The organism is Rhizobium brockwellii, from assembly GCF_000769405.2.
Taxonomy (GTDB): domain Bacteria; phylum Pseudomonadota; class Alphaproteobacteria; order Rhizobiales; family Rhizobiaceae; genus Rhizobium; species Rhizobium brockwellii.
Genome location: NZ_CP053439.1, coordinates 4,197,907 through 4,220,164, shown reverse-complemented (window position 1 = coordinate 4,220,164; position 22,258 = coordinate 4,197,907). Strand labels below are relative to the sequence as shown.

General features: G+C 60.6%; 26 protein-coding genes. 16 read left to right on the top strand and 10 right to left on the bottom strand.

The window, feature by feature from the left end:
- Positions 1 to 21 precede the first annotated feature (21 nt).
- Positions 22 to 762: a DUF1223 domain-containing protein gene (locus RLCC275e_RS20715; protein ID WP_003543652.1), complete on the top strand. Its 741-nt coding sequence runs from the start codon at positions 22 to 24 to the stop codon at positions 760 to 762.
- Between the two features lie 315 nt (positions 763 to 1,077).
- Positions 1,078 to 1,479 (top strand): DUF2794 domain-containing protein, encoded by a 402-nt coding sequence (locus tag RLCC275e_RS20710; RefSeq protein WP_026238963.1) that lies wholly within the window; start codon positions 1,078 to 1,080, stop codon positions 1,477 to 1,479.
- Positions 1,480 to 1,485: 6 nt separating this feature from the next.
- Here RLCC275e_RS20710 and RLCC275e_RS20705 read toward each other — a convergent pair whose 3' ends face one another.
- The 4 genes from RLCC275e_RS20705 to RLCC275e_RS20690 all read right to left on the bottom strand — a co-directional run bounded on the left by RLCC275e_RS20705 (position 1,486) and on the right by RLCC275e_RS20690 (position 6,308).
- On the bottom strand, positions 1,486 to 2,043 hold the full coding sequence (locus RLCC275e_RS20705) for a GNAT family N-acetyltransferase (RefSeq protein WP_033182118.1): 558 nt from the start codon (positions 2,041 to 2,043) through the stop codon (positions 1,486 to 1,488).
- A 108-nt stretch (positions 2,044 to 2,151) separates the two neighbouring features.
- On the bottom strand, positions 2,152 to 2,880 hold the full coding sequence (locus RLCC275e_RS20700) for a Bax inhibitor-1/YccA family protein (protein WP_033181883.1): 729 nt from the start codon (positions 2,878 to 2,880) through the stop codon (positions 2,152 to 2,154).
- A 180-nt stretch (positions 2,881 to 3,060) separates the two neighbouring features.
- A complete protein-coding gene (locus RLCC275e_RS20695; RefSeq protein ID WP_033181882.1) occupies positions 3,061 to 5,604 on the bottom strand; it encodes an ABC transporter permease in 2,544 nt (847 codons plus the stop codon).
- Positions 5,601 to 6,308, bottom strand: a complete 708-nt coding sequence (locus tag RLCC275e_RS20690; RefSeq protein WP_033181881.1) for an ABC transporter ATP-binding protein — start codon at positions 6,306 to 6,308, stop codon at positions 5,601 to 5,603. The genes RLCC275e_RS20695 and RLCC275e_RS20690 overlap by 4 nt, the downstream gene beginning before the upstream one ends.
- A 72-nt stretch (positions 6,309 to 6,380) precedes the next feature.
- Here RLCC275e_RS20690 and RLCC275e_RS20685 point away from each other — a divergent pair, with 72 nt between their 5' ends.
- A complete protein-coding gene (locus tag RLCC275e_RS20685; RefSeq protein ID WP_033181880.1) occupies positions 6,381 to 7,025 on the top strand; it encodes an arylesterase in 645 nt (214 codons plus the stop codon).
- A gap of 68 nt (positions 7,026 to 7,093) precedes the next feature.
- Positions 7,094 to 7,687, top strand: coding sequence for an RNA 2',3'-cyclic phosphodiesterase (gene thpR, locus RLCC275e_RS20680; protein ID WP_026236728.1), 594 nt, complete (start codon positions 7,094 to 7,096; stop codon positions 7,685 to 7,687).
- On the opposite strand, the gene RLCC275e_RS20675 is transcribed toward thpR, so the two are convergent.
- A complete protein-coding gene (locus tag RLCC275e_RS20675; RefSeq protein ID WP_082229780.1) occupies positions 7,594 to 8,094 on the bottom strand; it encodes a low molecular weight protein-tyrosine-phosphatase in 501 nt (166 codons plus the stop codon). The two genes, thpR and RLCC275e_RS20675, sit on opposite strands and share 94 nt — an antisense overlap.
- Before the next feature lie 35 nt (positions 8,095 to 8,129).
- Here RLCC275e_RS20675 and RLCC275e_RS20670 point away from each other — a divergent pair, with 35 nt between their 5' ends.
- Both RLCC275e_RS20670 and RLCC275e_RS20665 read left to right on the top strand, forming a co-directional pair.
- Entirely contained in the window at positions 8,130 to 8,435 is a 306-nt protein-coding gene (locus RLCC275e_RS20670) for a 4a-hydroxytetrahydrobiopterin dehydratase (RefSeq protein WP_018497649.1), read from the top strand.
- Positions 8,436 to 8,515: 80 nt separating this feature from the next.
- Positions 8,516 to 8,908, top strand: coding sequence for a YkvA family protein (locus tag RLCC275e_RS20665; RefSeq protein ID WP_033181878.1), 393 nt, complete (start codon positions 8,516 to 8,518; stop codon positions 8,906 to 8,908).
- A 56-nt stretch (positions 8,909 to 8,964) separates the two neighbouring features.
- Here RLCC275e_RS20665 and RLCC275e_RS20660 read toward each other — a convergent pair whose 3' ends face one another.
- Positions 8,965 to 9,525 (bottom strand): sigma-70 family RNA polymerase sigma factor, encoded by a 561-nt coding sequence (locus RLCC275e_RS20660; RefSeq protein WP_029870908.1) that lies wholly within the window; start codon positions 9,523 to 9,525, stop codon positions 8,965 to 8,967.
- A gap of 336 nt (positions 9,526 to 9,861) precedes the next feature.
- Here RLCC275e_RS20660 and RLCC275e_RS20655 point away from each other — a divergent pair, with 336 nt between their 5' ends.
- From RLCC275e_RS20655 to RLCC275e_RS20635, 5 genes are all read left to right on the top strand, one after another.
- The gene (locus RLCC275e_RS20655; RefSeq protein ID WP_033181877.1) at positions 9,862 to 10,371 is read left to right on the top strand and encodes an invasion associated locus B family protein; all 510 of its coding nucleotides are present in this window, start codon (positions 9,862 to 9,864) and stop codon (positions 10,369 to 10,371) included.
- A gap of 246 nt (positions 10,372 to 10,617) precedes the next feature.
- Positions 10,618 to 11,847 carry a dual-specificity RNA methyltransferase RlmN gene (gene rlmN, locus RLCC275e_RS20650; protein ID WP_033181876.1) on the top strand — a complete coding sequence of 410 codons (1,230 nt, stop codon included), beginning with the start codon at positions 10,618 to 10,620 and terminating at the stop codon, positions 11,845 to 11,847.
- A 93-nt stretch (positions 11,848 to 11,940) separates the two neighbouring features.
- Positions 11,941 to 12,894 (top strand): ABC transporter substrate-binding protein, encoded by a 954-nt coding sequence (locus tag RLCC275e_RS20645; RefSeq protein ID WP_033181875.1) that lies wholly within the window; start codon positions 11,941 to 11,943, stop codon positions 12,892 to 12,894.
- A 130-nt stretch (positions 12,895 to 13,024) separates the two neighbouring features.
- Entirely contained in the window at positions 13,025 to 13,903 is an 879-nt protein-coding gene (locus tag RLCC275e_RS20640) for an ABC transporter permease (RefSeq protein ID WP_033181874.1), read from the top strand.
- Positions 13,900 to 14,694 carry an ABC transporter ATP-binding protein gene (locus tag RLCC275e_RS20635; protein WP_105007624.1) on the top strand — a complete coding sequence of 265 codons (795 nt, stop codon included), beginning with the start codon at positions 13,900 to 13,902 and terminating at the stop codon, positions 14,692 to 14,694. The genes RLCC275e_RS20640 and RLCC275e_RS20635 overlap by 4 nt, the downstream gene beginning before the upstream one ends.
- A gap of 34 nt (positions 14,695 to 14,728) precedes the next feature.
- Here RLCC275e_RS20635 and RLCC275e_RS20630 read toward each other — a convergent pair whose 3' ends face one another.
- Positions 14,729 to 15,370, bottom strand: coding sequence for a LysE family translocator (locus RLCC275e_RS20630; RefSeq protein WP_033181872.1), 642 nt, complete (start codon positions 15,368 to 15,370; stop codon positions 14,729 to 14,731).
- A gap of 85 nt (positions 15,371 to 15,455) precedes the next feature.
- A complete protein-coding gene (locus tag RLCC275e_RS20625; protein ID WP_033181871.1) occupies positions 15,456 to 16,307 on the bottom strand; it encodes an SDR family NAD(P)-dependent oxidoreductase in 852 nt (283 codons plus the stop codon).
- A 26-nt stretch (positions 16,308 to 16,333) separates the two neighbouring features.
- Here RLCC275e_RS20625 and RLCC275e_RS20620 point away from each other — a divergent pair, with 26 nt between their 5' ends.
- The 3 genes from RLCC275e_RS20620 to RLCC275e_RS20610 all read left to right on the top strand — a co-directional run bounded on the left by RLCC275e_RS20620 (position 16,334) and on the right by RLCC275e_RS20610 (position 18,255).
- A complete protein-coding gene (locus RLCC275e_RS20620; protein WP_406659946.1) occupies positions 16,334 to 16,639 on the top strand; it encodes a type II toxin-antitoxin system ParD family antitoxin in 306 nt (101 codons plus the stop codon).
- Positions 16,636 to 16,926: a type II toxin-antitoxin system RelE/ParE family toxin gene (locus RLCC275e_RS20615; protein ID WP_033181870.1), complete on the top strand. Its 291-nt coding sequence runs from the start codon at positions 16,636 to 16,638 to the stop codon at positions 16,924 to 16,926. The genes RLCC275e_RS20620 and RLCC275e_RS20615 overlap by 4 nt, the downstream gene beginning before the upstream one ends.
- 105 nt (positions 16,927 to 17,031) lie before the next feature.
- Positions 17,032 to 18,255, top strand: coding sequence for an argininosuccinate synthase (locus RLCC275e_RS20610; protein ID WP_029870914.1), 1,224 nt, complete (start codon positions 17,032 to 17,034; stop codon positions 18,253 to 18,255).
- A 316-nt stretch (positions 18,256 to 18,571) separates the two neighbouring features.
- Here RLCC275e_RS20610 and RLCC275e_RS20605 read toward each other — a convergent pair whose 3' ends face one another.
- Both RLCC275e_RS20605 and RLCC275e_RS20600 read right to left on the bottom strand, forming a co-directional pair.
- The gene (locus RLCC275e_RS20605) at positions 18,572 to 19,582 is read right to left on the bottom strand and encodes a DUF3095 family protein (RefSeq protein ID WP_033181869.1); all 1,011 of its coding nucleotides are present in this window, start codon (positions 19,580 to 19,582) and stop codon (positions 18,572 to 18,574) included.
- 105 nt (positions 19,583 to 19,687) lie between these two features.
- Positions 19,688 to 20,083, bottom strand: a complete 396-nt coding sequence (locus tag RLCC275e_RS20600) for an Ohr family peroxiredoxin (RefSeq protein WP_012759338.1) — start codon at positions 20,081 to 20,083, stop codon at positions 19,688 to 19,690.
- 316 nt (positions 20,084 to 20,399) lie between these two features.
- On the opposite strand from RLCC275e_RS20600, the gene RLCC275e_RS20595 reads away from it, so the two are divergent.
- Together RLCC275e_RS20595 and RLCC275e_RS20590 are read left to right on the top strand one after the other, a co-directional pair.
- The gene (locus RLCC275e_RS20595; RefSeq protein ID WP_130707887.1) at positions 20,400 to 21,707 is read left to right on the top strand and encodes an epoxide hydrolase family protein; all 1,308 of its coding nucleotides are present in this window, start codon (positions 20,400 to 20,402) and stop codon (positions 21,705 to 21,707) included.
- A gap of 51 nt (positions 21,708 to 21,758) precedes the next feature.
- A complete protein-coding gene (locus RLCC275e_RS20590) occupies positions 21,759 to 22,178 on the top strand; it encodes an Ohr family peroxiredoxin (RefSeq protein ID WP_171816938.1) in 420 nt (139 codons plus the stop codon).
- The last annotated feature ends 80 nt before the right edge of the window (positions 22,179 to 22,258 follow it).

Sequence of the window (22,258 nt, the reverse complement as noted above, 5' to 3'; positions counted from 1 at the left end):
CTGAAAAAGAGGTGCAGGTGAATGTCCCCCCGTTTTTTGATTCCGCTGATCGCCGGCGTTGTTCTCTCAGGCCCGTTGCAGGCCGAAGATGGCACACCGAAAGGTGTCGTCGAACTCTTCACGTCGCAGGGCTGCTCCTCCTGTCCTCCCGCTGATGCCGCTTTCCGTAAGTTGGTGAACCAGGGTGATGTCATCGCGCTCGCCTATCATGTCGATTACTGGAACTATCTCGGCTGGGCCGATACGCTGAGCTCCAAGGAAAACACCGAGCGGCAGTATGGCTATGCCAAGACGATGGGCCGCAGCAACGTCTACACGCCGCAGGCCATCGTCAATGGACGCGACCATCTGGCCGGCGCCGATCTGAATGGCATCAACAGCAAGATCGACACCTATAGCAGCGAAGGCAACGGGCTGACCGTTCCGATCAGCGCCGCGATGCGCGGCGACGAGCTGGAGATCAAGATCGGCGCGGGACAGGGCAAAGCCAATGTCGTGATGGTCTATTTCGACAAGGAAAAGACGATCGACGTCGAAAAGGGCGAGAACAGCGGCCAGAAGATCTCCTATCTGCACAGCGTCACCAATGTCGAAACCGTCGGCATGTGGGACGGCAAGGCGACCAGTCTGACGCTGCCCGCCAGCGTGCTGCAGCGGCCGCAGCTCGAGGGCTGCGCCATCCTGCTGCAATCGGCGACCGCAGACGGCGATCCGGCTGCGATCCTTGGCGCGACCGTGGTGATGGCTGGCAAAAATATCTGAAATTTCATCCGGTTACGGATGAAATGCTGGGGCGGCCCGGCCGAGCGTATTCGGGGCTGGGGTTAAGGTCGATACGCTCCGCCGGGCCCTTTGGCGCGTTGGCGCCAAACTGGAGCTCATAAATCTCCTGCAAATGAGGCGCTGTTTTGACTGAAATGCGGCGCTGCGGAGAAAGCGTTGGCCTGCCCAGCGCCCTTGCGCGAGAGACGCGCGGCGCTGTAGTGCGGCTGAATGTGACAGTCGGCACTCTTGCAATTTGCGGCAGCTCGGGCAAACTGTCACTCTCCTGTCATATGTGGAGGCCTTGTGAGACTGATGACAGATCAGCCGGATTTGCGACACGGCGAAAGCCGTTCCGTCGACCACAGTTCCTCAGTCGTCGTCGATCTCAGGGAATACAGACAAAGCAAGGACCCGCTTCCGGTGACCTTCCACCGGCGCGAACTGGACGCGATCCTCTGGATTTACGGCCGGATGGTTGGTGATGGTGAATGGCGCGACTACGCCATCGATCACCTGAAGGACAGGGCGGTCTTTTCCGTTTTCAAGCGTTCCGGCGAAATGCCGCTCTTCCGCATCGAGAAAAACCCGAAGCTCGCCGCCAAGCAGGGTGCCTATTCAGTGATCAGCGTCAACGGCACGATCCTGAAGCGCGGTCACGAGCTGAACCAAGTGCTGAAGGTGTTCGACAAGGCCCTGAAGCTCGTCGACAAGTAAGCCGCATCAGCCGGAAAACAGCGTGCCGGGATAGGCTGATGGGTCCGGATCTGTGCTCATGCCTTCGCCGAGGGCGCGCTGCATGAACATCGTATCCAGCCAGCGGCCGTGCTTGTAGCCGGTGCCCTTCATCAGGCCGACCTCCTCGAAGCCAGCCTTGCGATGGAGCGCGATCGAGGCGGGGCTGGCGCCACCGATGACGGCGGCCATCTGCCGAAAGCCGAGGGTGGTGCAGCGGATGATGAGTTCGGCAAGCAGCGCCTTGCCGATGCCGCGACCGCGGGCTTGCGGCGCCAGGTAGATCGAATCCTCGACCAGCCAGCGATAGGCGGGGCGCGTGCGGAAGGCCGAGGCGTAGGCGTAGCCCAACAAGGCCCCGTCCGTGCCGATGGCTGCGATATAGGGATATTGCTGGCCGACGATCGCTGAAAAACGTTGTGCCATGTCGGCTTCGGAGGGCGGGACGATCTCATAGCTCGCGACGCCGTTCAGGACCGATTCGCGATAGATATCGGCAATGGCGGGAATATCGGCTTGCGTGGCATCGCGCAGGAGGAAGGACATGTTGGCGGGATCCATTGGGGAGGATATGTCTTCGTAAAACCATCCCGCGAAAGCCTGCGCAACAAAAAAGGCGGCCGAAGCCGCCTTTTCCATCCCAGTCTGCCCTGCTTATTTACGGTTGCCCATGAACTGCAGCAGGAACATGAAGAGGTTGATGAAGTCGAGATAGAGCGTCAGCGCACCCATGATCGCCTTGCGACCGGCGACGGCGACGTCATCGGCTTCCAGGTACAATTCCTTGATACGCTGGGTATCGTAGGCGGTGAGGCCTGCGAAGATCAGGACGCCGAGCACCGAGATGGCGAACTGCACGGCAGACGACGCCAGGAAGATGTTGACGATCGAGGCGATGATCAGGCCGAAAAGACCCATCATCAGGAACGAACCCATCGCCGACAGATTACGCTTCGTCGTGTAGCCGTAAAGCGACAGCGCGCCAAAGGAGGCGGCGGTGACGAAGAAGGTCTGAACGACGCTCTGACCTGTGTAGATCAGGAAGATCGATGAGAGCGATAGGCCGACGAGCGCAGCGTAGACCGCAAAGGTCGTCTGGGCGGCGGCCACCGTCATCGTATTGATCCGGAAGCTCAGGAAGAACACCAGAGCCAGCGGCGCCAGAATGACCACCCACTTCAGCGGGCTGATATAGATCGCCTGACCGAAAGCGGTCAGCTCGCCATTGGCGAAGGCGAATTGGAACGACAGATATGCGGCCACACCGGTGATCGCCAGACCCAGCGCCATCAGGTTGTAGACCTTGAGCATATAAGCGCGCAGGCCTTGATCAATCATCTCGCCGGTCTGAGCGCGGCTTTGATAGTTACGAAGATCAGCCATAGTTTCCTCTTACAAGCTCCGATGGAAATACGGTGTCGGGGTTTTCGACCCGGGCGCCGCTGCGGAGCTCCAGCATGCCTGCGGATAATATGAGGCTTTCGTCCTTTGCAAACAAGAGGCTTGCAAAGCCTCGGTCGGTTAAATCGCCGTAAGGTGAAGGGTTTGAGTGCCGTTTCCTACTCAAAGCTCGCGCAAGACGGGGGCCGCCTTCTGCCCGAGGATGCGCCAGGTGCCGATCAGGCCGATGCCGACGGTCAGGACGAGCGCGGTCACAAGCGTCAGTCCCGCCACGTCGGGCAGAAAGGTCGAGGGCAGGCGCATGATGCGGGCGACGATGAACCAGGCGGCGACGCTGCCGGCGATCAGCGCAAAGATCGCGGTCGCAAGCCCGAGGATCAGATATTCGTAGCTGAAGGCGCGGATCAGCATGGCGCGGGTGGCGCCGAGCGTCTTCAGCACCACCGCGTCGTGGGTGCGCGCCCGATTTCCGGCGGCAAGCGCCCCGGCAAGGACGAGGATCGAAGCGAAAAGGGCGACGGAGGCCGCAGCGCGGATCGCGGTTGCAAGCTGCCCGACCAGTTGGTTGACGATATCGATCGCGTCCTTGACGCGCACACTGGTGATCGTCGGATAGGTGTTGGTGACGGTTTTCAGAATCGCCGCATCTTCGGCCGGTGTCGAAGAGGGATCGGTCAGCGTCGCGAGCCACGCATGCGGAGCGCCGCGGAAGGTGTTCGGCGAGAAGACCATGACGAAATTGATCGACAGCGATTCCCACTCGACGCGGCGCAGATTGGCGATCTTCGCCGTGATGTTGCGGCCGAGCACGTTGACGGTGACTTTATCGCCGATCTTGAGGCCGAGCTCATGTGCCTCTTCCGAGGAGAAGGAGACGAGCGGCTCGCCGCTGTAATCCTTGTCCCACCATTTGCCTTCGGTGAGGGCGGCGTTCTCCGGCAGGGTTTCGGCGTAGGTGATGCCACGATCGCCGTTCAGCACCCAGCGGCCGGCAGCCGGCACGTTCATCTTGGTGACGTCCTCGCCGTTGAAGGCGATGATCCGGCCGCGTAGCATCGGCACTTCGACGAGCTTGCCCTGTGGCGCTTGGCCCTGGACGAGATCGCGGAAGGCGCCGACCTCGGCGCTCTGGATATCGACGAAGAAGAAGTTCGGCGCACCCTCGTTCATCCGGCCGGTCAGCTGCCGGCGCAGGTTCCCGTCGATCAGGGTCAGGGTCACCAGCAATGCGAGGCCAAGGCCGAGCGAGAGCACGACTGAGGGTGTCAGTGCGCCGGGGCGGTGGATGTTGCCGATCGCAAGCCGCAGCGCCGGCGAATTGACGCGCGGGCTGCGACGCGCGAGCCAGGCGATCAGCGCGGCGACCAGGCGCAAGACGACGAAGGCGAAGACGATCGCGCCGACGAAGACGACGGCGATGAAGCGGTCATAGGCGGTGAGGATGGCAAGGCCGGCAAGGGCGGCCATGAACAGGGCGGCAAGCAGGATGTAGGGCCAGGAGGGCAGGTGGCGGGCCTCGAAGCCCTGCTCGCGGAAAAGTGCGGTCGCCGGCACTTCGCGGGCGTGGCCGAGCGGCAGGATGGCGAAGGCGAGCGTCGTCAGGATGCCGAAGAGCGTGGCGAGCAGCAGGGCGCCGGGGTAGAGGGTCGGCGCGGTCGAGACCGGCAGGAATTGCGCCAGGAACTGCGAGGCAAGCATCGGCGACAGGGCGCCGATGACGAGGCCGATCAGGATGCCGCCGAGAGCGATGATGGCGATCTGGAAGAGATAGATCAGAACGACGACCTGCGCCGGGGCGCCGAGACATTTGAAGGTGGCGATGGTGGTGCGCTTGGAATCGAGGAAGGCGCGCACCGCATTGGCGACACCGACGCCACCGACGATCAGCGCGGTGAGGCCGACCAGCGTCAGGAACTGCGAGAAGCGGGTGATGTTTTCGGTGAGCGAGGGCGCGGCGCGGTCGCTGGTGCGGATCGCCCAGCCGGCGGAGGGGAATTCCTTCGAGGCGCGCGCCTGGATGCCCGACATCGCGCTTTTGTCGTCCAGCCGGATCTTATAGGCATGTTCGACCAGGCTTCCTGTCTGGATCAGCCCGGAGGCTTGGAGCGCCTGACGACTGACAAGCAGGCGCGGCGCAAAGCCAAAACCTTCCGACAGTGCATCCGGCTCGGTTTTCACCGTGCCGGTGATGCTGAGCTTGACGTTGCCGAGCAGCAATTCGTCGCCGACCGCAAGCCCGAGCCGATCGAGAAGGAGGGGCGCTGCGACCGCGCCATAGGTGCCGCCTTGGCCCGAAAGCAGTGCTGCAAGCGAATAGTCCGGCTCGGCCACGAACTTGCCATAGAGCGGGTAGGCGTCATCGACGGCCTTGACCTCGACCAGCGCCTGATCGGAACCGTCGGGCTTGCGGGCCATCGAGCGCAGGCCGGTTGACACCGAAACGGTGCCGAGGCCTTCGAGGAAACCGATTTCCTCAGGCGTGGCTTCGCGGTTGTTGAGTTCGAAGCGGACGTCGCCGGCCAGCAGTTCCTGCCCCTGCGAGGCGATCGTGTCGGTGATCGACTGCGAAACGGAATTGACGGCGGCAATCGCGCCGGTGCCGAGCGCGATGCAGGCAAGGAAGATGTAGAAGCCGCGGATGCCGCCGCGCAGCTCACGCAGCGCCAGGCGAAAAGCGAGCGAGACGCGTGGCGTGATGATCCTCATGCGATCGCCGCTTCGCTGCGGCGGGCGGCGCTGTCGCCTTCGATCCGGCCGGAGCGGACGCGAATCTGGCGCGAGCATCGGTTTGCAAGCGAGACGTCATGGGTGACGAGAAGCAGGGTCGTGCCACGTTCGGCCTGCTTGGAGAACAGAAGGTCGGCGATCTGGCGGCCGGTCTCGGTGTCGAGATTGCCGGTCGGCTCGTCGGCGATGAGCAGGGCAGGCGAGGGGGCGAGCGCCCTGGCGATCGCCACGCGCTGCTGTTCACCGCCGGAAAGCTGACCGGGATAGTGGTTCAGCCGTTCGCCGAGACCGACCGATTTCAGCTCGCGATGAGCGATCTCGAAGGCGTTGCTAACATTGGCGAGTTCGAGCGGCACGGCGACGTTTTCCAGGGCCGTCATGTTGGCGATCAGATGAAAGGACTGGAAGACGATGCCGATGTTGCGGCCGCGGAAATCGGCGACCTGGTCCTCGCTGAGGCTATGGAGCGGCGTATCGTTGATGTTGATCTCACCGCTGTCGAGTTTTTCCAGCCCGGCAAGCACCATCAGCAGGGTCGATTTGCCGGAACCGGAAGGGCCGACGATGCCGACGGATTCACCGGCCGCGATATCGAGATCGATGCCCTTTAAGACATGGACGGAGGCGGCTGCGCTGCCGAGGGTCAGATCGGCGCCCTTCAACTCGATAATGGTTTTTGCCAACAGAAATCGCCCTATATAAGTCCGTAATCGAATGGCCGCATAACGGCACTTCGCCAATCTAGGGAAGCTGGAATGAGATTTAAAGTTGCCGCCCTTCAATTCACCGTCATCGCCGTCTCGCTGATCCTTGCCACTGCAGCCAATGCCCGGACAATCAATCTCGTCGGTTTTGGGGACAGTTTGATGGCGGGCTATCAGCTACCGCCCGGCGACGGCTTTCCTGAAAAGCTGCAGGCGGCCCTGAAGGCGAAGGGCCTCGACGTCGCCATCGCCAATGCCGGGGTCTCGGGCGACACCACGACAGGGGGCCTTGCGCGCATCGACTGGTCGGTACCCGACGGCACCGATGGCGTCATTCTCGAGCTTGGCGCAAATGATGCGTTGCGCGGCATCCCGCCAGAGGAGAGCGCGAAGAATCTCGATCAGATGATTATCCGGCTAAAAGAGCGTGGGATTGCCGTGCTGCTCGCCGGCATCATAGCGCCGCCGAACATGGGCGCGGATTATGCCGCACGATTCAACCCGATCTACCAGAAGCTCTCGGAAAAACATGGGCTTCCACTCTATGCCTTCTTCCTCGACGGCGTCGCGCTGGAGCCTGGGTTGAAGCTTGACGACGGCATGCATCCAAATGCGAAAGGGATCGACGCCATGGTCGAAAAGATGGAGCCTGCTGTCACAAATTTCGTCGAAACGATTTCTTCTGTGAAGAAATAGGGGCTTGCGCGGTTGTTGATTGCGTGATTCCGTGTGAGCACCTGCAAAAGATTCGGGGAGTGCTCGTGATGCCGAGACTGTTTACCGCCCTCGAAATTCCGCGCAATGCGGCGATGAGTCTTTCATTGCTGCGCGGTGGCCTCCCCGGAGCACGATGGATCGATGTGGAGAATTACCACATCACCCTGCGCTTCATCGGTGATGTCGACGGCCGCACGGCCGATGAAATCGTTGAACGCCTCGACCGGATCGACCGGCCGGAATTCCAGTTCCGGCTGGAAGGCATCGGTTCGTTCGGCTCGAAGAAACCGCATTCGGTCTGGGCCGGCGTCTCGCAATCGCCTGAGATGTATGCCCTGCAGGGCGAGATCGAGCGCATCTGCCAGCGCATCGGACTGCCGCCGGATCCCCGCAAATTCATGCCGCACGTGACGCTGGCGCGGCTCAAATCCTCGCGGCTCGACGATGTCGTGCAATATCTGGCGGGGCGCGGCAACTTCCACACCGCAACCTTCACCGCACCGCGCTTCGTGCTGCTGTCGTCGCGCGAATCGGTCGGCGGCGGGCCTTACCTCACCGAGGAAGTGTTCCCGCTGCACGAGGTGCGCTCGGCGCCCAGCGTTTCGAGCAGCCTGCTGCAGCCGGTCAAGAGCCTGGTGTAGACCAGCTCGAAACCTTCAGGGCCGCCATAATAGGGATCGGGAATATCCTCTCCCGTTCCCAGCGCGGTATCACCGAAAAGGTGGATATTCGTTCCATGCGGCGCGCTCTTTTCGAGCGCCGCCACGTTGTCGCGGTCCATCGCGAGAATCAGATCGAAATCCCTGAAATCCCTTGGCTGGATGCGGCGGGCGCGCTGTCCCGATATATCGATGCCGTGGCTTTTCGCGGTGGCGATCGAACGCCGGTCGGGCGGCTCGCCTTCGTGCCAGCCGCCGGTGCCGGCGGAAGCGATCGTAAAATCGCCGGTCAAGCCCGCCTCGGCGACAAGATGGCCAAAAATTCCCTCCGCGAGCGGAGAACGGCATATATTGCCCATGCAAACGAAAAGGATGCTGATGCGTTTCATCGGTAAACCTGTCGGACAGAGAAGAGGACCATGGCATGAAAATGGAAAGACTGGAACGGACGGCGGTTGAGGCTGAACTGACCGAGCTTTCGGGCTGGGCGCTCAACGATGCGGGTTCGTCGATATCGAAGACGTTCAAGTTCGCAAATTTCGTCGAGGCTTTCGGCTTCATGACGCAGGCAGCGCTTGCGGCCGAGAAACTCAACCACCATCCCGAATGGTTCAACGTCTATTCCAGGGTGGATGTGACGCTGAACACGCATGATGCCGGCGGGCTGACAGAGCTGGATTTCAAGCTCGCCAAAGCCATGGAGAAGGCTGCGGCGCGACGTGTTGCTTGAAAGCGGGGCCGATTGAAAGGGGCCGATTGAAAGACTGGGCGCCGTCACCATATGTTCGCATGGACAAAAGGGATGCAGGGATGGACGAGGTCAAATTCGGGGAAATCCTGTTGCCGGGCGACGAGGACACCCAGAGCCGGCGCGAGAAGACCGTCAGGCAGAAATTCTGGCCGACATTCCGGCGGGCCGTGCGGCAGATCCCCTTCTCGCGCGATGTCGTCGCCGGTTTCTATTGCGCGCTCGATCCGCAGACGCCGACCAAGGTGCGCGGCGTGCTGCTTGCCGCACTCGCCTATTTCGTCATGCCGATCGACATGATCCCGGATATTTTCGCCGTCATCGGCTTTTCCGACGACATCGCCGTGCTCTCGGCCGCCTTCGCCATTGTGCGCGGCCACATCCGGCCGGGCCACTACGAAGCGGCCGACCGCGTTCTCGCCGACCGGCCGGAAGAAGCGATGAAGACGATCTAAAGCGCGTCGCGATCTTTCGTCCTTCCAAAACCGCTGCCCACTTTGGGCGACATTCGTCAGGCGATTTCGCGTTCCAGCACCTTGCGGAGCTTGCCGAAGGCAAGCCGGATACGTGACTTCACCGTGCCGAGCGGCAACCCGGTCGATTCGGCGATCTCCGAATGCGATTGACCGAGGAAGAAGGCGGCGCGCAGCATGTCGCGCTGTTCCTCCGGCAATTGGCCGACGGCGGCGCGTATCTTAGCGTCGCGATCGTCATTGGCGATGATTTCTTCCGCGCCGATATCGGCCGGCGGCTGCAGGGCCGGATCGGTCTCATCGAAGATGCGGGTATTGGCGCGGCGTTGCATGTCGATGCGGCGGTTGCGGGCAATGCGGAAAAGCCAGGTCGAAAGTGAAGATCGCGTGGCATCATAGAGGTCTGCCTTGTGCCAAAGCACGATCATGATCTCCTGGACCAGTTCCTCGGCCTCGCCTGATGTCATCCTCTGGCGCATCAGCCAGGCCTTCAGGCGGGGTGCGAAATAGTCGAACAGGATGGAAAAGGCCTGCTGGTCGCGATCGTTCGCGACGGCCTTCGCGAGGGCAGCGAAACGCTGTCTTTCCTCGGCATCCATATCCCCTCACCAACCCCCTGCAGCAATAATTTCGTCTCGGATTTCCAAGTCTTACTGAGGTACAACGGATTTGGGAAAGGTCAAACTCTTGCCTGAATCTTTGTGTCTTAAATTCAGCCGAACGGACGACCAGTGCCATTGGGGCACGGTTTCGCGGTCGATACCGTCAAAGGGGCGAAAATTGACACTCGAGCTGAAATGACACAGGCACATACAAATCGCAGCTATTGTTGACCATTTGGTAACCTGAATTAAGTCAAAATAAAGCAGATCGTGATTATGCGGCGCCCGCTATGATCGCTTCGGGCCTTGAATCGCAAGAACCGGCAGGAATCCATGTTTGTAAAAAGTATCGTATCCGCTCTCGCACTCACCCTTGTTACGGCCGGAGTTGCGACAGCGCAGCAGGCCGCGCCGAACCGCATCCAGCAGTTCCAGGCATGGGGCGCCTACTCCTACAAGTCGGGCAGCAGCACCGTCTGCTACGTGCTGTCCGTTCCGACGGCAAAGCAGCCGGCAAGCGTTGACCACGGCGATAATTTCTTCATCGTCTCCCAGCGTCCGGGCCAGAACATCTCCTACGAGCCGCAGGCGATGATGGGCTACACGGTCAAGGAAAATTCGAAGATCAACGTCGTCATCGACAACAAGACCTTCGTAATGTTCACCAAGGACAAGGCCGGCTGGGTCGAGAACGCGGCGCAGGAGCCGGCCCTCGTCGCCGCGATGAAGACCGGTCATTCGATGACGGTCAATGCCGTTTCGCGCAAGGGCACCGGCACCTCCTACAGCTATTCGCTCTCGGGTATCTCGGCTGCGCTGAAGCAGATCGAAACCTGCAAGTAAGCTTTTTTTGTTGTCAGAGCTTCGAGGGCCGGCCTTGCGCCGGCTCTTGTCGTTTCCATCTATAGTGACGCGCGGGCAAAATGATGCTAAAGGCCGCGCAACAGCGGACAGATCGCGATATCAGTCGCCGTTCCGCCATTCAATTTCTGCCAATGTGCCGTCATGCACCCGCCAGTCTTCCGGCTTAGCCCTGAAGTTCGCAGGGTTTGCGGGGCGGTTACGTGTTCGAATTCGGGATGAAAGACTATGTCCGTCATGGATGCGATTGATGTCATCACGCCTCAGGCGCCTCGTGCCGCTTCCGGCGTCGAGAAGCCGTCCCTGATCGGGCTGTCGCGCGAGGAGATGGGGGCGGCACTCCGGGAAAAGGGTGTGGCCGAGAAGCAGATCAAGATGCGCGTCTCGCAGCTCTGGAACTGGATCTATGTGCGCGGGGTCTCCGACTTCGACCATATGACGAATGTCGCCAAGGACATGCGGGAAATGCTGAAGCAGCATTTCACCATCGAACGTCCCGAGATCGTCGAGGAGCAGGTCTCCAACGACGGCACGCGCAAATGGCTGCTGCGCTTTCCCGCCCGCGGCGCCGGGCGTCCAGTCGAGATCGAGGCCGTCTACATTCCGGAAGAGGGCCGCGGTACGCTCTGTCTTTCCAGCCAGGTCGGCTGCACGCTCACCTGTTCCTTCTGTCATACCGGGACACAGCGTCTGGTGCGCAACCTGACGGCGGAGGAAATTCTTTCGCAGCTGCTGCTTGCCCGCGACCGGCTTGGGGATTTCCCGGACCGTGAAGCGCCGCAGGGCACGATCATGCCTGCCGAGGGCCGCAAGGTCAGCAACATCGTCATGATGGGTATGGGCGAGCCGCTTTATAACTTCGATGCCGTCAAACAGGCATTGCTGATCGCCACGGATGGTGACGGCCTGTCGCTGTCCAGGCGCCGGGTTACGCTTTCCACCTCCGGCGTCGTGCCGGAGATCTTCCGCACCGGCGAGGAAATCGGCGTCATGCTGGCGATTTCGCTGCATGCGGTGCGCGACGATCTGCGCGACCTTCTGGTGCCGATCAACAAGAAGTATCCGCTGAAGGAGCTTATCGAGGCCTGCCGGTCCTATCCTGGGCTTTCGAACGCGCGGCGCATCACCTTCGAATATGTGATGCTGAAGGATGTCAACGACAGCCTGGAAGACGCCAAGGGGCTGATCAAGCTCCTGAAGGGCGTGCCGGCGAAGATCAACCTCATTCCGTTTAATCCCTGGCCCGGCACCAATTACCAGTGTTCGGACTGGGAGCAGATCGAGAAGTTCGCCGATTTCATCAATTCGGCAGGCTATGCCTCGCCGATCCGCACGCCGCGCGGTCGCGACATTCTTGCCGCCTGCGGCCAGCTAAAATCGGAGTCGGAACGCATGCGCAAGACCGATCGTTTGGCCTTCGAGGCGATGATGATCGCCAATCATGGCGCCGACGACTGATCAGCAAGTTTGATCCTCGCTACAATTCTCCGCGATTGATTTCAGGGGGCACTTTTCCTAAAAGTGCCCCCAAAATCATTCAGGAGGATCCCCATGCGCCCGATTTTGCTCGCTCTTGCCGCCACTTTGGCCCTTTCCCTGCCCGCAAAGGCCGATGATGTCACCGTCGCCGTGACGGCGATCGTCGAACATCCGGCGCTGGATGCGGCGCGCAAGGGCGTTCTCGATGCGCTGACGGCCGCCGGCTACAAGGAAGGCGAGAATCTGAAATTCGTGTTCGAATCGGCGCAGGGCAATCCGGCGACGGCAGCCCAGATCGCCCGCCAGTTCGCCGGTGACGAGCCCAATGTCATCGTGCCGATCTCGACACCCTCGGCCCAGGCCGTCGTTTCCTCGACGCGCGACATTCCTGTCGTCTTCACGGCCGTGTCCGATCCGCTCGGCGCCCAGCTCGTCAAGAACATGGACAAGCCCGGCGGCAATGTCACCGGCCTCTCCGATATGTCGCCGGTCGCCGAGCACCTCGCGCTGATCAAGGAAATCCTGCCCGATGTGAAAACCATCGGCTATCTCTACAATTCCGGCGAGGCGAATTCCGTTTCGCTGCTCGCCGTGTTGAAGGCTGAAGCCGAAAAGGCTGGCCTGAAGGTAGTCGAATCGGCCGCCACCAAGTCGGCCGAGGTCCAGGGTGCGGCACGTGCGCTCATCGGCCGCGCCGATGTGATCTACATTCCGACCGACAATACGATCATCTCCGCGCTTGAAGGCGCTGTCGCGGTGGCCGAAGAGAGCAAGCTGCCGCTCTTTACCGCCGATACGGATTCGGTTTCGCGTGGCTCGATCGCCGCCCTCGGCTTCAACTATTATGATGTCGGCAAGCAGACCGGCGAGATCGTCGTGCGTGTGCTGAAGGGCGAGAACCCGGGCGACATCGCGGTCAAGACTGCCGCCGGCAGCGACCTCGTCGTCAACAAGGCGGCGGCCGAGAAGATGGGGGTCACGCTGCCGCAGAGCGTGCTTTCCCGCGCTACCAAAGTCATCGAATAAACAAGGCGACTGCCGTCGCTGATCGAGTTTGCAGCCGCTCCCGTTCCACACGGGGGCGGCTGATGGTATTAAAAGCCTGATGTTTCGCGCAGGGCGCGGAGCGGAAACGGACAGAAGAGGGGCGGAAGCCTTGAGCCAAATTGCATTCTGGGGGGCCGTCGAACTCGGACTGGTCTATTCCTTCGTCGCCCTTGGGGTCTATCTCGCCTTCCGTGTTCTGGACTTTCCCGACCTGACGGTCGATGGCTCCTTTCCACTTGGCGCGGCGGTGACGGCCGTGCTGATCATTGCCGGCATCAATGCCTGGCTTGCGGCTCTGATCGCCATGGCAGCCGGTGCCGCCGCCGGCATGGTGACGGCGCTGCTCAACGTGCGCTTCAAGATCCTCAACCTGCTCGCCTCGATCCTGACGATGATCGCATTGTTTTCCGTCAATCTGCGCGTGATGGGCAAACCCAATGTCGCCCTCATCAATGCCGACACGATGATCAGCCCGTTCTTCGGCCATGGCCTTCGCGATTTCTACGTGCGGCCGCTCTTCGTCGGTGTTCTGGTCGTCATCGCCCTCATTCTGGTCTGGCGTTTCCTGGAGAGTGATGCGGGGCTGGCAATGCGGGCGACCGGCGCCAATGCAAGGATGGCGCGGGCCCAGGGCGTCGATACCAGCCGGCAGATCTATCTTGGCATGGCGATATCGAATGCGCTGGTGGCGCTCGGCGGCGCGCTGTTTGCCCAGACGAACGGTTTTGCCGACGTCACCTCAGGCGTCGGCACGATCGTCGTCGGTCTCGCTGCCGTTATCATCGGCGAGACGCTGCTCGGGCGCCGCGGTCTGCTGATCGCGCTTGTTGGATGCGTGCTCGGCTCGATCCTCTACCGCATCGCGATCCAGCTAGCGCTTTCGAGCGACGTCATCGGCCTGCAGGCGTCCGACCTCAATTTCGTCACGGCCGTGCTGGTGACCGTGGCGCTCATCCTTCCCCGTTTGCGCGGAGGTGCCGCGTCGTGATCAACCTCAAGAACATCAAGGTGGTTTTCGGGCGCGGTACGCCGCTGCAGAAGCAGGCGCTTTCGGGCGTCAGCCTGACGATCGAGGAAGGCTCCTTCGTCACCGTCATCGGCTCGAACGGCGCGGGCAAATCGACGCTGCTCGGCGTGCTCGCCGGCGATGTGCTGGCAAGCGAAGGGCAGGTGCTGATCGGCAATAGCGACGTGACGCGCAAGACGACGGCGGCGCGCGCCGGACTTGTCGCCCGTGTCTTCCAGGACCCGCTGACCGGAAGCTGTGGTGCCTTGTCGATCGAGGAGAACCTGGCGCTTGCGGCGCGGCGCGGCGAGCGGCGCGGGCTTGTTTCGGCGCTTGGCGCAAAACGGCGCGATCATTTTCGCGAGAGGATCGCCGAGCTCAATCTCGGGCTGGAGAACCGCATGAAGGACCGCATGGACCTGCTTTCCGGCGGCCAGCGGCAGGCGGTGTCGCTTGTCATGGCGACGCTGGCGGGCTCGGAAGTGCTGCTGCTCGACGAACATACGGCGGCGCTCGACCCCGGCATGGCGGAATTCATCATGGGTCTCACCCAAAAGATCGTTTCCGAGCGCAAGCTGACGACGCTGATGGTGACGCATTCGATGCGCCAGGCGCTCGACTATGGCCATCGGACGGTGATGCTGCATGGCGGCGAGATCGTGCTCGATGTCGCCGGCGACAGCCGCAAGACATTGCAGGTCGAGGATCTGATCGCGATGTTCCGCAAGATGCGCGGCCAGACGCTGGATGATGATGCGTTGCTGATCGGCTAACGCCGACAGCTACTGATCGCTAAGCGACAGCGGGCTACTTCGCCTGGGTGAGCAGGATCTTCGCAGCGAAGACCGAGAAGACGCCGGCGAAGGTATAGTCCATGCCGCGCAGCACTTTCTTGTTGTTCTGCAGCCAGGAGGCCAGCCAGTCGGCGGCAAAGACGACGCTGGCATTGACCGGCATGCCGATCAGGATGAAGCAGAAGCCGAGAAAGAGCAACTTTTGGGTGACGGCCGGATCGCCGGCGCTGACGAATTGCGGCAGGAAGGTCATGAAGAAGATGATGACTTTGGGGTTCAGAAGATTGACCCAGAAGCCCGACGAGATGTTCGAAAGCGGCGTGCCCTTCTGCTCCTCGACCTTGGCGACGGTGAGCTTCGAACCGAAACGGATCGCCTGCACCGCCAGCCAGAGCAGATAGGCGGCACCGCCAGTCTTCAGGATCAGGAAGGCGGTCGGCGAGGCGGTGATCAGCGCCGAAATGCCGAAAGCGACCAGCATGGTGTGGACGACGATGCCGAGGCTGGTGCCGACGACAACGAAGAGAGCCGCCTTCTTGCCCTGGGCGAGCGCGCGGCTGATCGACAGCGTCATATCGGGGCCCGGGGTTGCCGCAAGCAGCAGCGTCGCGGCGGCGAAGGCGAAAAGGGTCGGCAGGCTGGGCAGGAAATCCATGACACACTCTGAAAGCCGGAAAGGATCTGGGGATCTCCTACCCGGCTTTCAGAAAATTACCAATCAAACCTTCTGATGGTACCGATTACTTCTGGTCGAGGAAGGCCTTGAAGCTGTCGGCATAATCCTTGTGCCAGCGTGACAGCGGCGGACGGTTCTCGATGATATCGCCGGCCGCCCAGGCCATCCGGCGTTCGTCGACCGGACGCGCCACATCATTGTCGGGGCAGAGAATATAGAAATCGCCGCGTTCGAGGCTTTCGACCATGAAATCGACGGTCTGTTCCGGCGTCCAGGCCGCGGCCGGTTTTTCCGCGCGGTCGCCCTTGGTGAGGCCGGTGAAGACGAAGCCGGGGATCAGAAGATGGGCGGAGATCTTTCCGCCTTCGGTATTGCGAAGCTCATGCTGCAATGCTTCCGTGAAGACTTTGACGCCTGATTTGGAGATGTTGTAGGCGGGGTTGCCGGGCGGCGTGGTGATGCCCTGCTTGGAGCCGGTGTTGATGATCAGGCCCGGCTCGCCATGCGACAGCATCTTCGGGCCGAAGGTGCGGGTGCCGTTGATCACGCCCATCAGGTTGACGGCGAAGATATTGTCCCAGTTCGCCTGCGGGCTGAAGATCGAGGTTTCCGGGCCGATGCCGGCATTGTTCATCAGCACGTGTACACGGCCGAAACGCTGGAGCACGGCGCGTTCAAGCGCTTCCAGCGAGTCTCTGCTGGCGACGTCGGTCTCGACCGCCATCACATTTTCCTCGCCGGCAATGGCCTTGAGTTCATTGGCGGCGTCGGCCAGCCGATCGCCGCCGAGATCGGCAATGGCGACGCTCATGCCGCGTCCGGCGAAATATTTCGCCGCGGCAAGACCGATGCCGGAGGCGCCGCCGGTGATGACGGCAACATTGGTCTTCTTGAAAATGTCTTGAATATTCGTCACGGGGCAGCCTCTCCTCGGAGCATTGTTTGGACGCTGCCGAATATGGTAGTTTCGAAGTGCAAGTCAAACCTGCGAGGTACCCGCGCGTGGCCAAGGTCGTGTCCATCAGAATCGATGACCACATGGAGGAATTTATCGGCAATCAGCTCGATCAGGGAGCCTATGGCTCCGCAGACGAGGTGATCGACGCCGGCTTGAGGCTTTTGCAGCGCGAGGCAGAGCTTGCGGCAATCGAGGCAGCCATTATCGAAGGTGAGAAATCTGGCAAACCGCGGCCTTTTGATTTTGATGCTTTTATCGAGGGAAAGCGAGCGCGACACGGTCGCCAATGAAAGCGCTTGTTCTCTCGCCAGCCGCTGTCGATGATATCGACAGGATTTATGACTATACCGAAGAGAAATGGGGCCAAGGTCAAGCGGAGGACTATATCGTTGCGCTCCGGGATGACTGCCAGGCGCTTGCAGCACAGACAAAGCGTGGCCGCAAAATCATTGGATTGAGGAGCGGCTACACCGCCTTGGCGTTTCGCTCGCATTTCGTCATCTACGCTGAGACCGAAAAAGTGTTGACGGTTATTCGCATCCTGCATCGGCGCATGAATATCGCGGCCCATCTCTAAACTAGGCTTGTGGTGTCCGGCTTGCCCTTGCGTCACGCGCCAATCTCGCTAAAAGTGCCGCGACACCGGGTTTTGCCGGCCTTTTATGCAACGGACCTCATCATCATGGCATCATACAAAGACGTGAAGAAAGTCGTTCTCGCCTATTCCGGCGGCCTCGACACCTCGATCATCCTGAAGTGGCTGCAGACGGAGCTCGGCGCCGAAGTCGTCACCTTCACCGCCGATCTCGGCCAGGGCGAAGAGCTGGAGCCGGCACGCAAGAAGGCCGAGATGCTCGGCATCAAGGAGATCTACATCGAGGATGTGCGCGAGGAATTCGTGCGCGATTTCGTCTTCCCGATGTTCCGCGCCAATGCCGTCTACGAAGGCGTCTACCTGCTCGGCACCTCGATCGCCCGTCCTCTGATTTCCAAGCATCTGATCGATATCGCCAAGAAGACCGGCGCCGATGCGATTGCCCACGGCGCGACCGGCAAGGGCAACGACCAGGTCCGTTTCGAACTCTCCGCCTATGCCCTGAACCCCGACATCAAGATCATCGCGCCGTGGCGCGACTGGGCTTTCAAGAGCCGCACGGATCTGCTGGCCTTTGCCGAACAGCACCAGATCCCTGTTGCCAAGGACAAGATGGGCGAGGCGCCGTTCTCCGTCGACGCCAACCTTCTGCATTCCTCTTCCGAGGGTAAGGTTCTCGAGGACCCCTCCCAGGAGGCGCCTGAATATGTGCATATGCGCACCATTTCGCCTGAGGCCGCACCCGACAAGGCAACGACCATCAAGGTCGGCTTCGAAAAGGGTGATGCGGTTTCGATCAACGGCGTGCGCATGAGCCCGGCGACGCTGCTGGCTGCGCTCAACAATTATGGCCGCGACAACGGCATCGGCCGTCTCGACCTCGTCGAGAATCGTTTCGTCGGCATGAAGTCGCGCGGCGTCTACGAGACACCAGGCGGCACGATCCTGCTTACGGCGCATCGCGCCATCGAATCGATCACGCTCGACCGTGGTGCCGCCCATCTCAAGGACGACATCATGCCGCGTTACGCCGAGCTGATCTATTACGGCTTCTGGTTCTCGCCGGAGCGCGAGATGCTGCAGGCGCTGATCGACAAGAGCCAGGAGCATGTCGACGGCGAAGTGACGCTGAAGCTCTACAAGGGCAATGTCATGGTCATCGGCCGCGAAAGCGATAAGTCGCTCTATTCCGACAAGCTCGTCACCTTCGAGGACGATCAGGGCGCCTACGACCAGAAGGATGCGGCCGGCTTCATCAAGCTCAATGCGCTGCGCCTGCGCACGCTCGCCAAGCGCAACCTCGTGAAATAATCACGGTTCGCCTTCGAACCGGATGTGAGCCCGCCGGCATTGCCGCGCGGGCTTTTTCGTGGAGTGAGGTAGCAAACCAGCAACCTCTTAGAGCGTCTGGATGACCGGATTGCGCAAGGAGCAGTCGTTGGCCCGTGATGAAGGAATGACTGTTACCGGGCCGACTGCCGACCGTCCGCTGTCAGCTTACCCGACGAGAAAACGGACATTCGGGCACTCCGCGCCAAGGTCTGGGATTGGCCCAAAGCCGCCGATAATCATTGCTCTGCAGGCAATAATTTTGGATGTGAGCCTTTCGGTTGAGCGCCTGCTGTGGTCACTGAGCCTCCAGCATTTCAGCAGCCTTTGTGTATCCGCCGCCCATTCCGTCGAGGAAATGAAGATGAGAGCCCTTGTTGCCGGAAGGTACCAGGCAAGTCATGAGCGCGTGGGATTGCCGGTGTAGCCCAAACCTGATGTCACCACGATTTCTGGCGCGGACAAGCAGAGCTTCGACCACTCCGATCTGTTCGGCCGTGCAATCCAGCGTCAAACGGAGAACGTCGTCGTATCTGCGATAGTCCGAATTCGCGACGACATCGGCCCATGCTGCGCCGCTGAGATAGTCTTCGACGTCCTGCGTGATGACGATGTCGTTAGGTACCGGGTGGGAATGTCGCTCTCCTGTGTCGAAAACCGCCACGATTTGCTTCGCAAGCTTCGCGAACATCGTGGACCTCGAATGGTCGCAGGGTTCCAGGAGGAGGGAAAGTATTTCGCCGCTCCGGCTGGGGATCGGTGCCCATTCGCAAGTCAGGCCGCTCAGGTTCGCGGAGGTGTCCGTGACGTTGTCGGCGATCCCATACTTTCCGAATTTGATTTGCCGATCAGCCCAGTTAAGTCCGCCGCCAGCAAACATCGAATAGATAGCAGTTTCGGATGCTGAGAATCGAGCAGTACGGACATCTTTACCCCCTGCACGGATTTCTCTCACCGAGACCAGGCCAGCCCGGAGATCAAGCTGGAAGACGTCGCGGACGTGTCCAACGGTCTGCCGGAGCGCCGCCGTCGCTGTTTCCAGTCTGTCGGGATGGAAGGCGAATGCGGCACCGTCGCCTCGAAACACGAATGGGAAATCGAAGCTGTTCCAGGCGTTCCCCAATGCCGCGATGGCCGATGCGCCCGCGTAATTGACGTCCTTGTAGCGTCCCGCATTCACCGCAGAAGTGGAGTTCACGACATCCGTAATCCCGACAAGCCATTCGTCAGGCAATGGCTGGTAGATCGTCGTGTCAAGCAACTCGGCAAAATCATGATAGGCGTGACGTTTAGTGCTGAATCTGAACATTGCATTTCCTCCAGACATTTCGACGTCGCTGTTTGTGCGGATGGCTCGGCAGCTCGATGGTTGTTGGGTCTGCCCGATAAACCGGACAGACCCAAAAGGTCGCGCTTAGATGAGATTGGTGACGACGTCGATATTGCCGTGCGTTGCCTTCGAATAGGGGCAAATGCCGTGGGCGGCATCGAGCAGCTCGCGAGCAATCACCGGGTCGATGCCGGGGACGCTGACATTGAGGCGGGCACTGAGGAAGAAGTTGCCATCGTCATTGTTCAGATCGATTTCAGCGTCGACTGATATCCCGGCAGGGAGCTTGATCTGTTTCCTGGAGGCCACCAGTTCGATGGCTCCCATGTAGCAGGCGGACCAGGCGGCTCCGAACAGGTTTTCGGCGGCCGGATGCGGCTGCTTCATCTTGATGTCCAGAAAGCCATCGGCGCTGCGAGCACCGCCATCGCGGCCATTGGTGTTGTGTGTCTTACCAGTGAAGAGAACCTTGGAGGTCATGGCGAAATTCCTTTTGGTAGCTGTTGATGATTGAGCGTCTGCACCGTGTGCTGACCAAAGACCTACCTCGCCGAGACCGGGATCGCACGTTATGCGTTGCTAGCTGTTAATAGCTGCGATTAACGGCACACGAGCACCGTATAAGCGAGAAGCCCGTCCACACGGGGGCTCGCAGGCCAACGGACGCTGCTTCCGATAAGCATCGGGCCGTTATCAAGATCTCACAACACCTAACGTGTGAACTCCACGTCCCCAGCGTACCCCTTGAAGCAGCACAGTCGTGCAGACGATCAACCTGTTTCCAAGGAGAATGATCATGACCGCTATCAAGACTGACGTTATCGACGAGGATCGCCGTCGCCTTCTGGCTGCTGCAGCGTCCGGCATTGCTGCCCTGGGCATCGCAAGTTTGCTTCCCGCGGGTTCGACTGCCGCAACGGAATCCGATGCCATCCGCCCGTTCCGGGTGAACGTTCCAGAGGCTGATCTCGCCGACCTTCGCTATCGCCTTGCTCACACCCGCCTCCCCGAAAAGGAGACAGTCAGCGATTTCTCCCAGGGTGTACCGCTCAAAACCACCAAGCAGTTGCTCGATCACTGGCAGAACAAATACGACTGGCGCAAGGTCGAAGCCCGGATCAATGCCGTGCCGAATTTCATCACCGAGATCGATGGGCTGGACATCCATTTCATCCATGTTCGTTCCAAGCACGAGAACGCGCTTCCTCTGATCGTGACCCACGGATGGCCGGGCTCGATCATTGAGCAATTGAAGATCATCGGGCCGCTCACCGACCCGACAGCCTACGGTGGCAGTGCCTCGGATGCATTTCACATCGTCATCCCGTCGATGCCAGGATATGGCTTTTCCGGAAAGCCTGATGCGACCGGCTGGGGACCAGAACGGATAGCGACGGCATGGATCACTCTGATGCGGCGTCTGGGCTACAAGCAATTCGTTGCGCAAGGCGGCGATTGGGGCGCAGTCGTGACCGATATGATCGGTGTGCAGGCTCCTCCGGAATTGCTCGGCATCCATACCAACATGCCGGGAGCGATCCCCAACGACATCAACAACGCATCCTTTGTCGGAGCCCCTGCTCCAGCAGGGCTGTCGGACGAAGAAAAAGCCTCCTACGACCAGCTCGTCTCCTTCTACAAGAATGTCTACTACGCATTTCTGATGGGCACGCGTCCCCAGACCCTCACCGGCTTGTCGGACTCACCCATCGCACTCGCGACCTATATGCTCGATCATGACAGGGCGAGCCTGGCGATGATCGCACGATCATTCGACGGCCAGGATGAGGGTGTGAGCCCTGACGATGTCCTCGACAACGTGACGCTGTTTTGGCTGACAAATACCGGCGTATCCGCCGCGCGGCTCTATTGGGAGAACAAGCTCGTATTCTTCGCTCCGAAGGGCGTCAAGGTGCCGGTCGCAGTCAGCGTCTTCCCAGACGAACTCTACCAGACGCCCCGCGCCTGGGCCGAGAAGGCTTATCCAAACCTGGTTCACTACAACAAGCTTCCGAAGGGTGGACACTTTGCAGCATGGGAGCAGCCGAAGCTCTTCACAGACGAGGTCCGTGTCGGCTTTCGCAGCCTGCGGAAGTCCGGCTGATCTTATCAGGCGAGCGCCCCAACCGGCGCTCGCCGCTCAAGGGATATGTCCATGAACAACACCATGCATCTGATCTACACGGCAATCACCGAAACGACAGGTGGGCGTCAGAACGGGATCGCCCGCAGCACCGACGGCGTGCTCGACATCAGGCTTTCAGAACCCGGTTCGGCCCGAATCGGCACCAATCCCGAACAGCTCATGGCTGCCGCCTGGTCGGCGAGCTTCGCAAGCTCCATGGCGAAGGTCGCCAGAGAGACCGGAGTGAACCTTCCCGCCAACGTCAAAATTCATGCCGAAGTCGATCTGTCATCGGACGACGATCAATCAATCTTCGGCGTTCGGCTCGCCATTCTACTTCCCGGTCTGGAAAGAGACGTCGCTTCCTCTTTGATCGAAGAGTCGCGGCGGATATGTCCATTTTCCAGGGCTACACGGGGCAATGTCGAGGTCGTATTCAGGATCGGGTGAGGGCGCGCTGCGGCAGTGTTCGTCCTCAATAGCCTCAGCAGTGCGATTGGAGTATAAGCAGCCAGTGGGGACGGCTGGGG

Coding starts and splice junctions, on each gene's coding strand:
- RLCC275e_RS20715 (WP_003543652.1), top strand. CDS start 22: ATGTCCCCCCGTTTTTTGATTCCGCTGATCGCCGGCGTTGTTCTCTCA.
- RLCC275e_RS20710 (WP_026238963.1), top strand. CDS start 1,078: ATGACAGATCAGCCGGATTTGCGACACGGCGAAAGCCGTTCCGTCGAC.
- RLCC275e_RS20705 (WP_033182118.1), bottom strand. CDS start 2,043: ATGTCCTTCCTCCTGCGCGATGCCACGCAAGCCGATATTCCCGCCATT.
- RLCC275e_RS20700 (WP_033181883.1), bottom strand. CDS start 2,880: ATGGCTGATCTTCGTAACTATCAAAGCCGCGCTCAGACCGGCGAGATG.
- RLCC275e_RS20695 (WP_033181882.1), bottom strand. CDS start 5,604: ATGAGGATCATCACGCCACGCGTCTCGCTCGCTTTTCGCCTGGCGCTG.
- RLCC275e_RS20685 (WP_033181880.1), top strand. CDS start 6,381: ATGAGATTTAAAGTTGCCGCCCTTCAATTCACCGTCATCGCCGTCTCG.
- thpR (WP_026236728.1), top strand. CDS start 7,094: ATGCCGAGACTGTTTACCGCCCTCGAAATTCCGCGCAATGCGGCGATG.
- RLCC275e_RS20675 (WP_082229780.1), bottom strand. CDS start 8,094: ATGAAACGCATCAGCATCCTTTTCGTTTGCATGGGCAATATATGCCGT.
- RLCC275e_RS20670 (WP_018497649.1), top strand. CDS start 8,130: ATGAAAATGGAAAGACTGGAACGGACGGCGGTTGAGGCTGAACTGACC.
- RLCC275e_RS20665 (WP_033181878.1), top strand. CDS start 8,516: ATGGACGAGGTCAAATTCGGGGAAATCCTGTTGCCGGGCGACGAGGAC.
- RLCC275e_RS20660 (WP_029870908.1), bottom strand. CDS start 9,525: ATGGATGCCGAGGAAAGACAGCGTTTCGCTGCCCTCGCGAAGGCCGTC.
- RLCC275e_RS20655 (WP_033181877.1), top strand. CDS start 9,862: ATGTTTGTAAAAAGTATCGTATCCGCTCTCGCACTCACCCTTGTTACG.
- rlmN (WP_033181876.1), top strand. CDS start 10,618: ATGTCCGTCATGGATGCGATTGATGTCATCACGCCTCAGGCGCCTCGT.
- RLCC275e_RS20645 (WP_033181875.1), top strand. CDS start 11,941: ATGCGCCCGATTTTGCTCGCTCTTGCCGCCACTTTGGCCCTTTCCCTG.
- RLCC275e_RS20630 (WP_033181872.1), bottom strand. CDS start 15,370: ATGGATTTCCTGCCCAGCCTGCCGACCCTTTTCGCCTTCGCCGCCGCG.
- RLCC275e_RS20615 (WP_033181870.1), top strand. CDS start 16,636: ATGAAAGCGCTTGTTCTCTCGCCAGCCGCTGTCGATGATATCGACAGG.
- RLCC275e_RS20610 (WP_029870914.1), top strand. CDS start 17,032: ATGGCATCATACAAAGACGTGAAGAAAGTCGTTCTCGCCTATTCCGGC.
- RLCC275e_RS20605 (WP_033181869.1), bottom strand. CDS start 19,582: ATGTTCAGATTCAGCACTAAACGTCACGCCTATCATGATTTTGCCGAG.
- RLCC275e_RS20600 (WP_012759338.1), bottom strand. CDS start 20,083: ATGACCTCCAAGGTTCTCTTCACTGGTAAGACACACAACACCAATGGC.
- RLCC275e_RS20595 (WP_130707887.1), top strand. CDS start 20,400: ATGACCGCTATCAAGACTGACGTTATCGACGAGGATCGCCGTCGCCTT.
- RLCC275e_RS20590 (WP_171816938.1), top strand. CDS start 21,759: ATGAACAACACCATGCATCTGATCTACACGGCAATCACCGAAACGACA.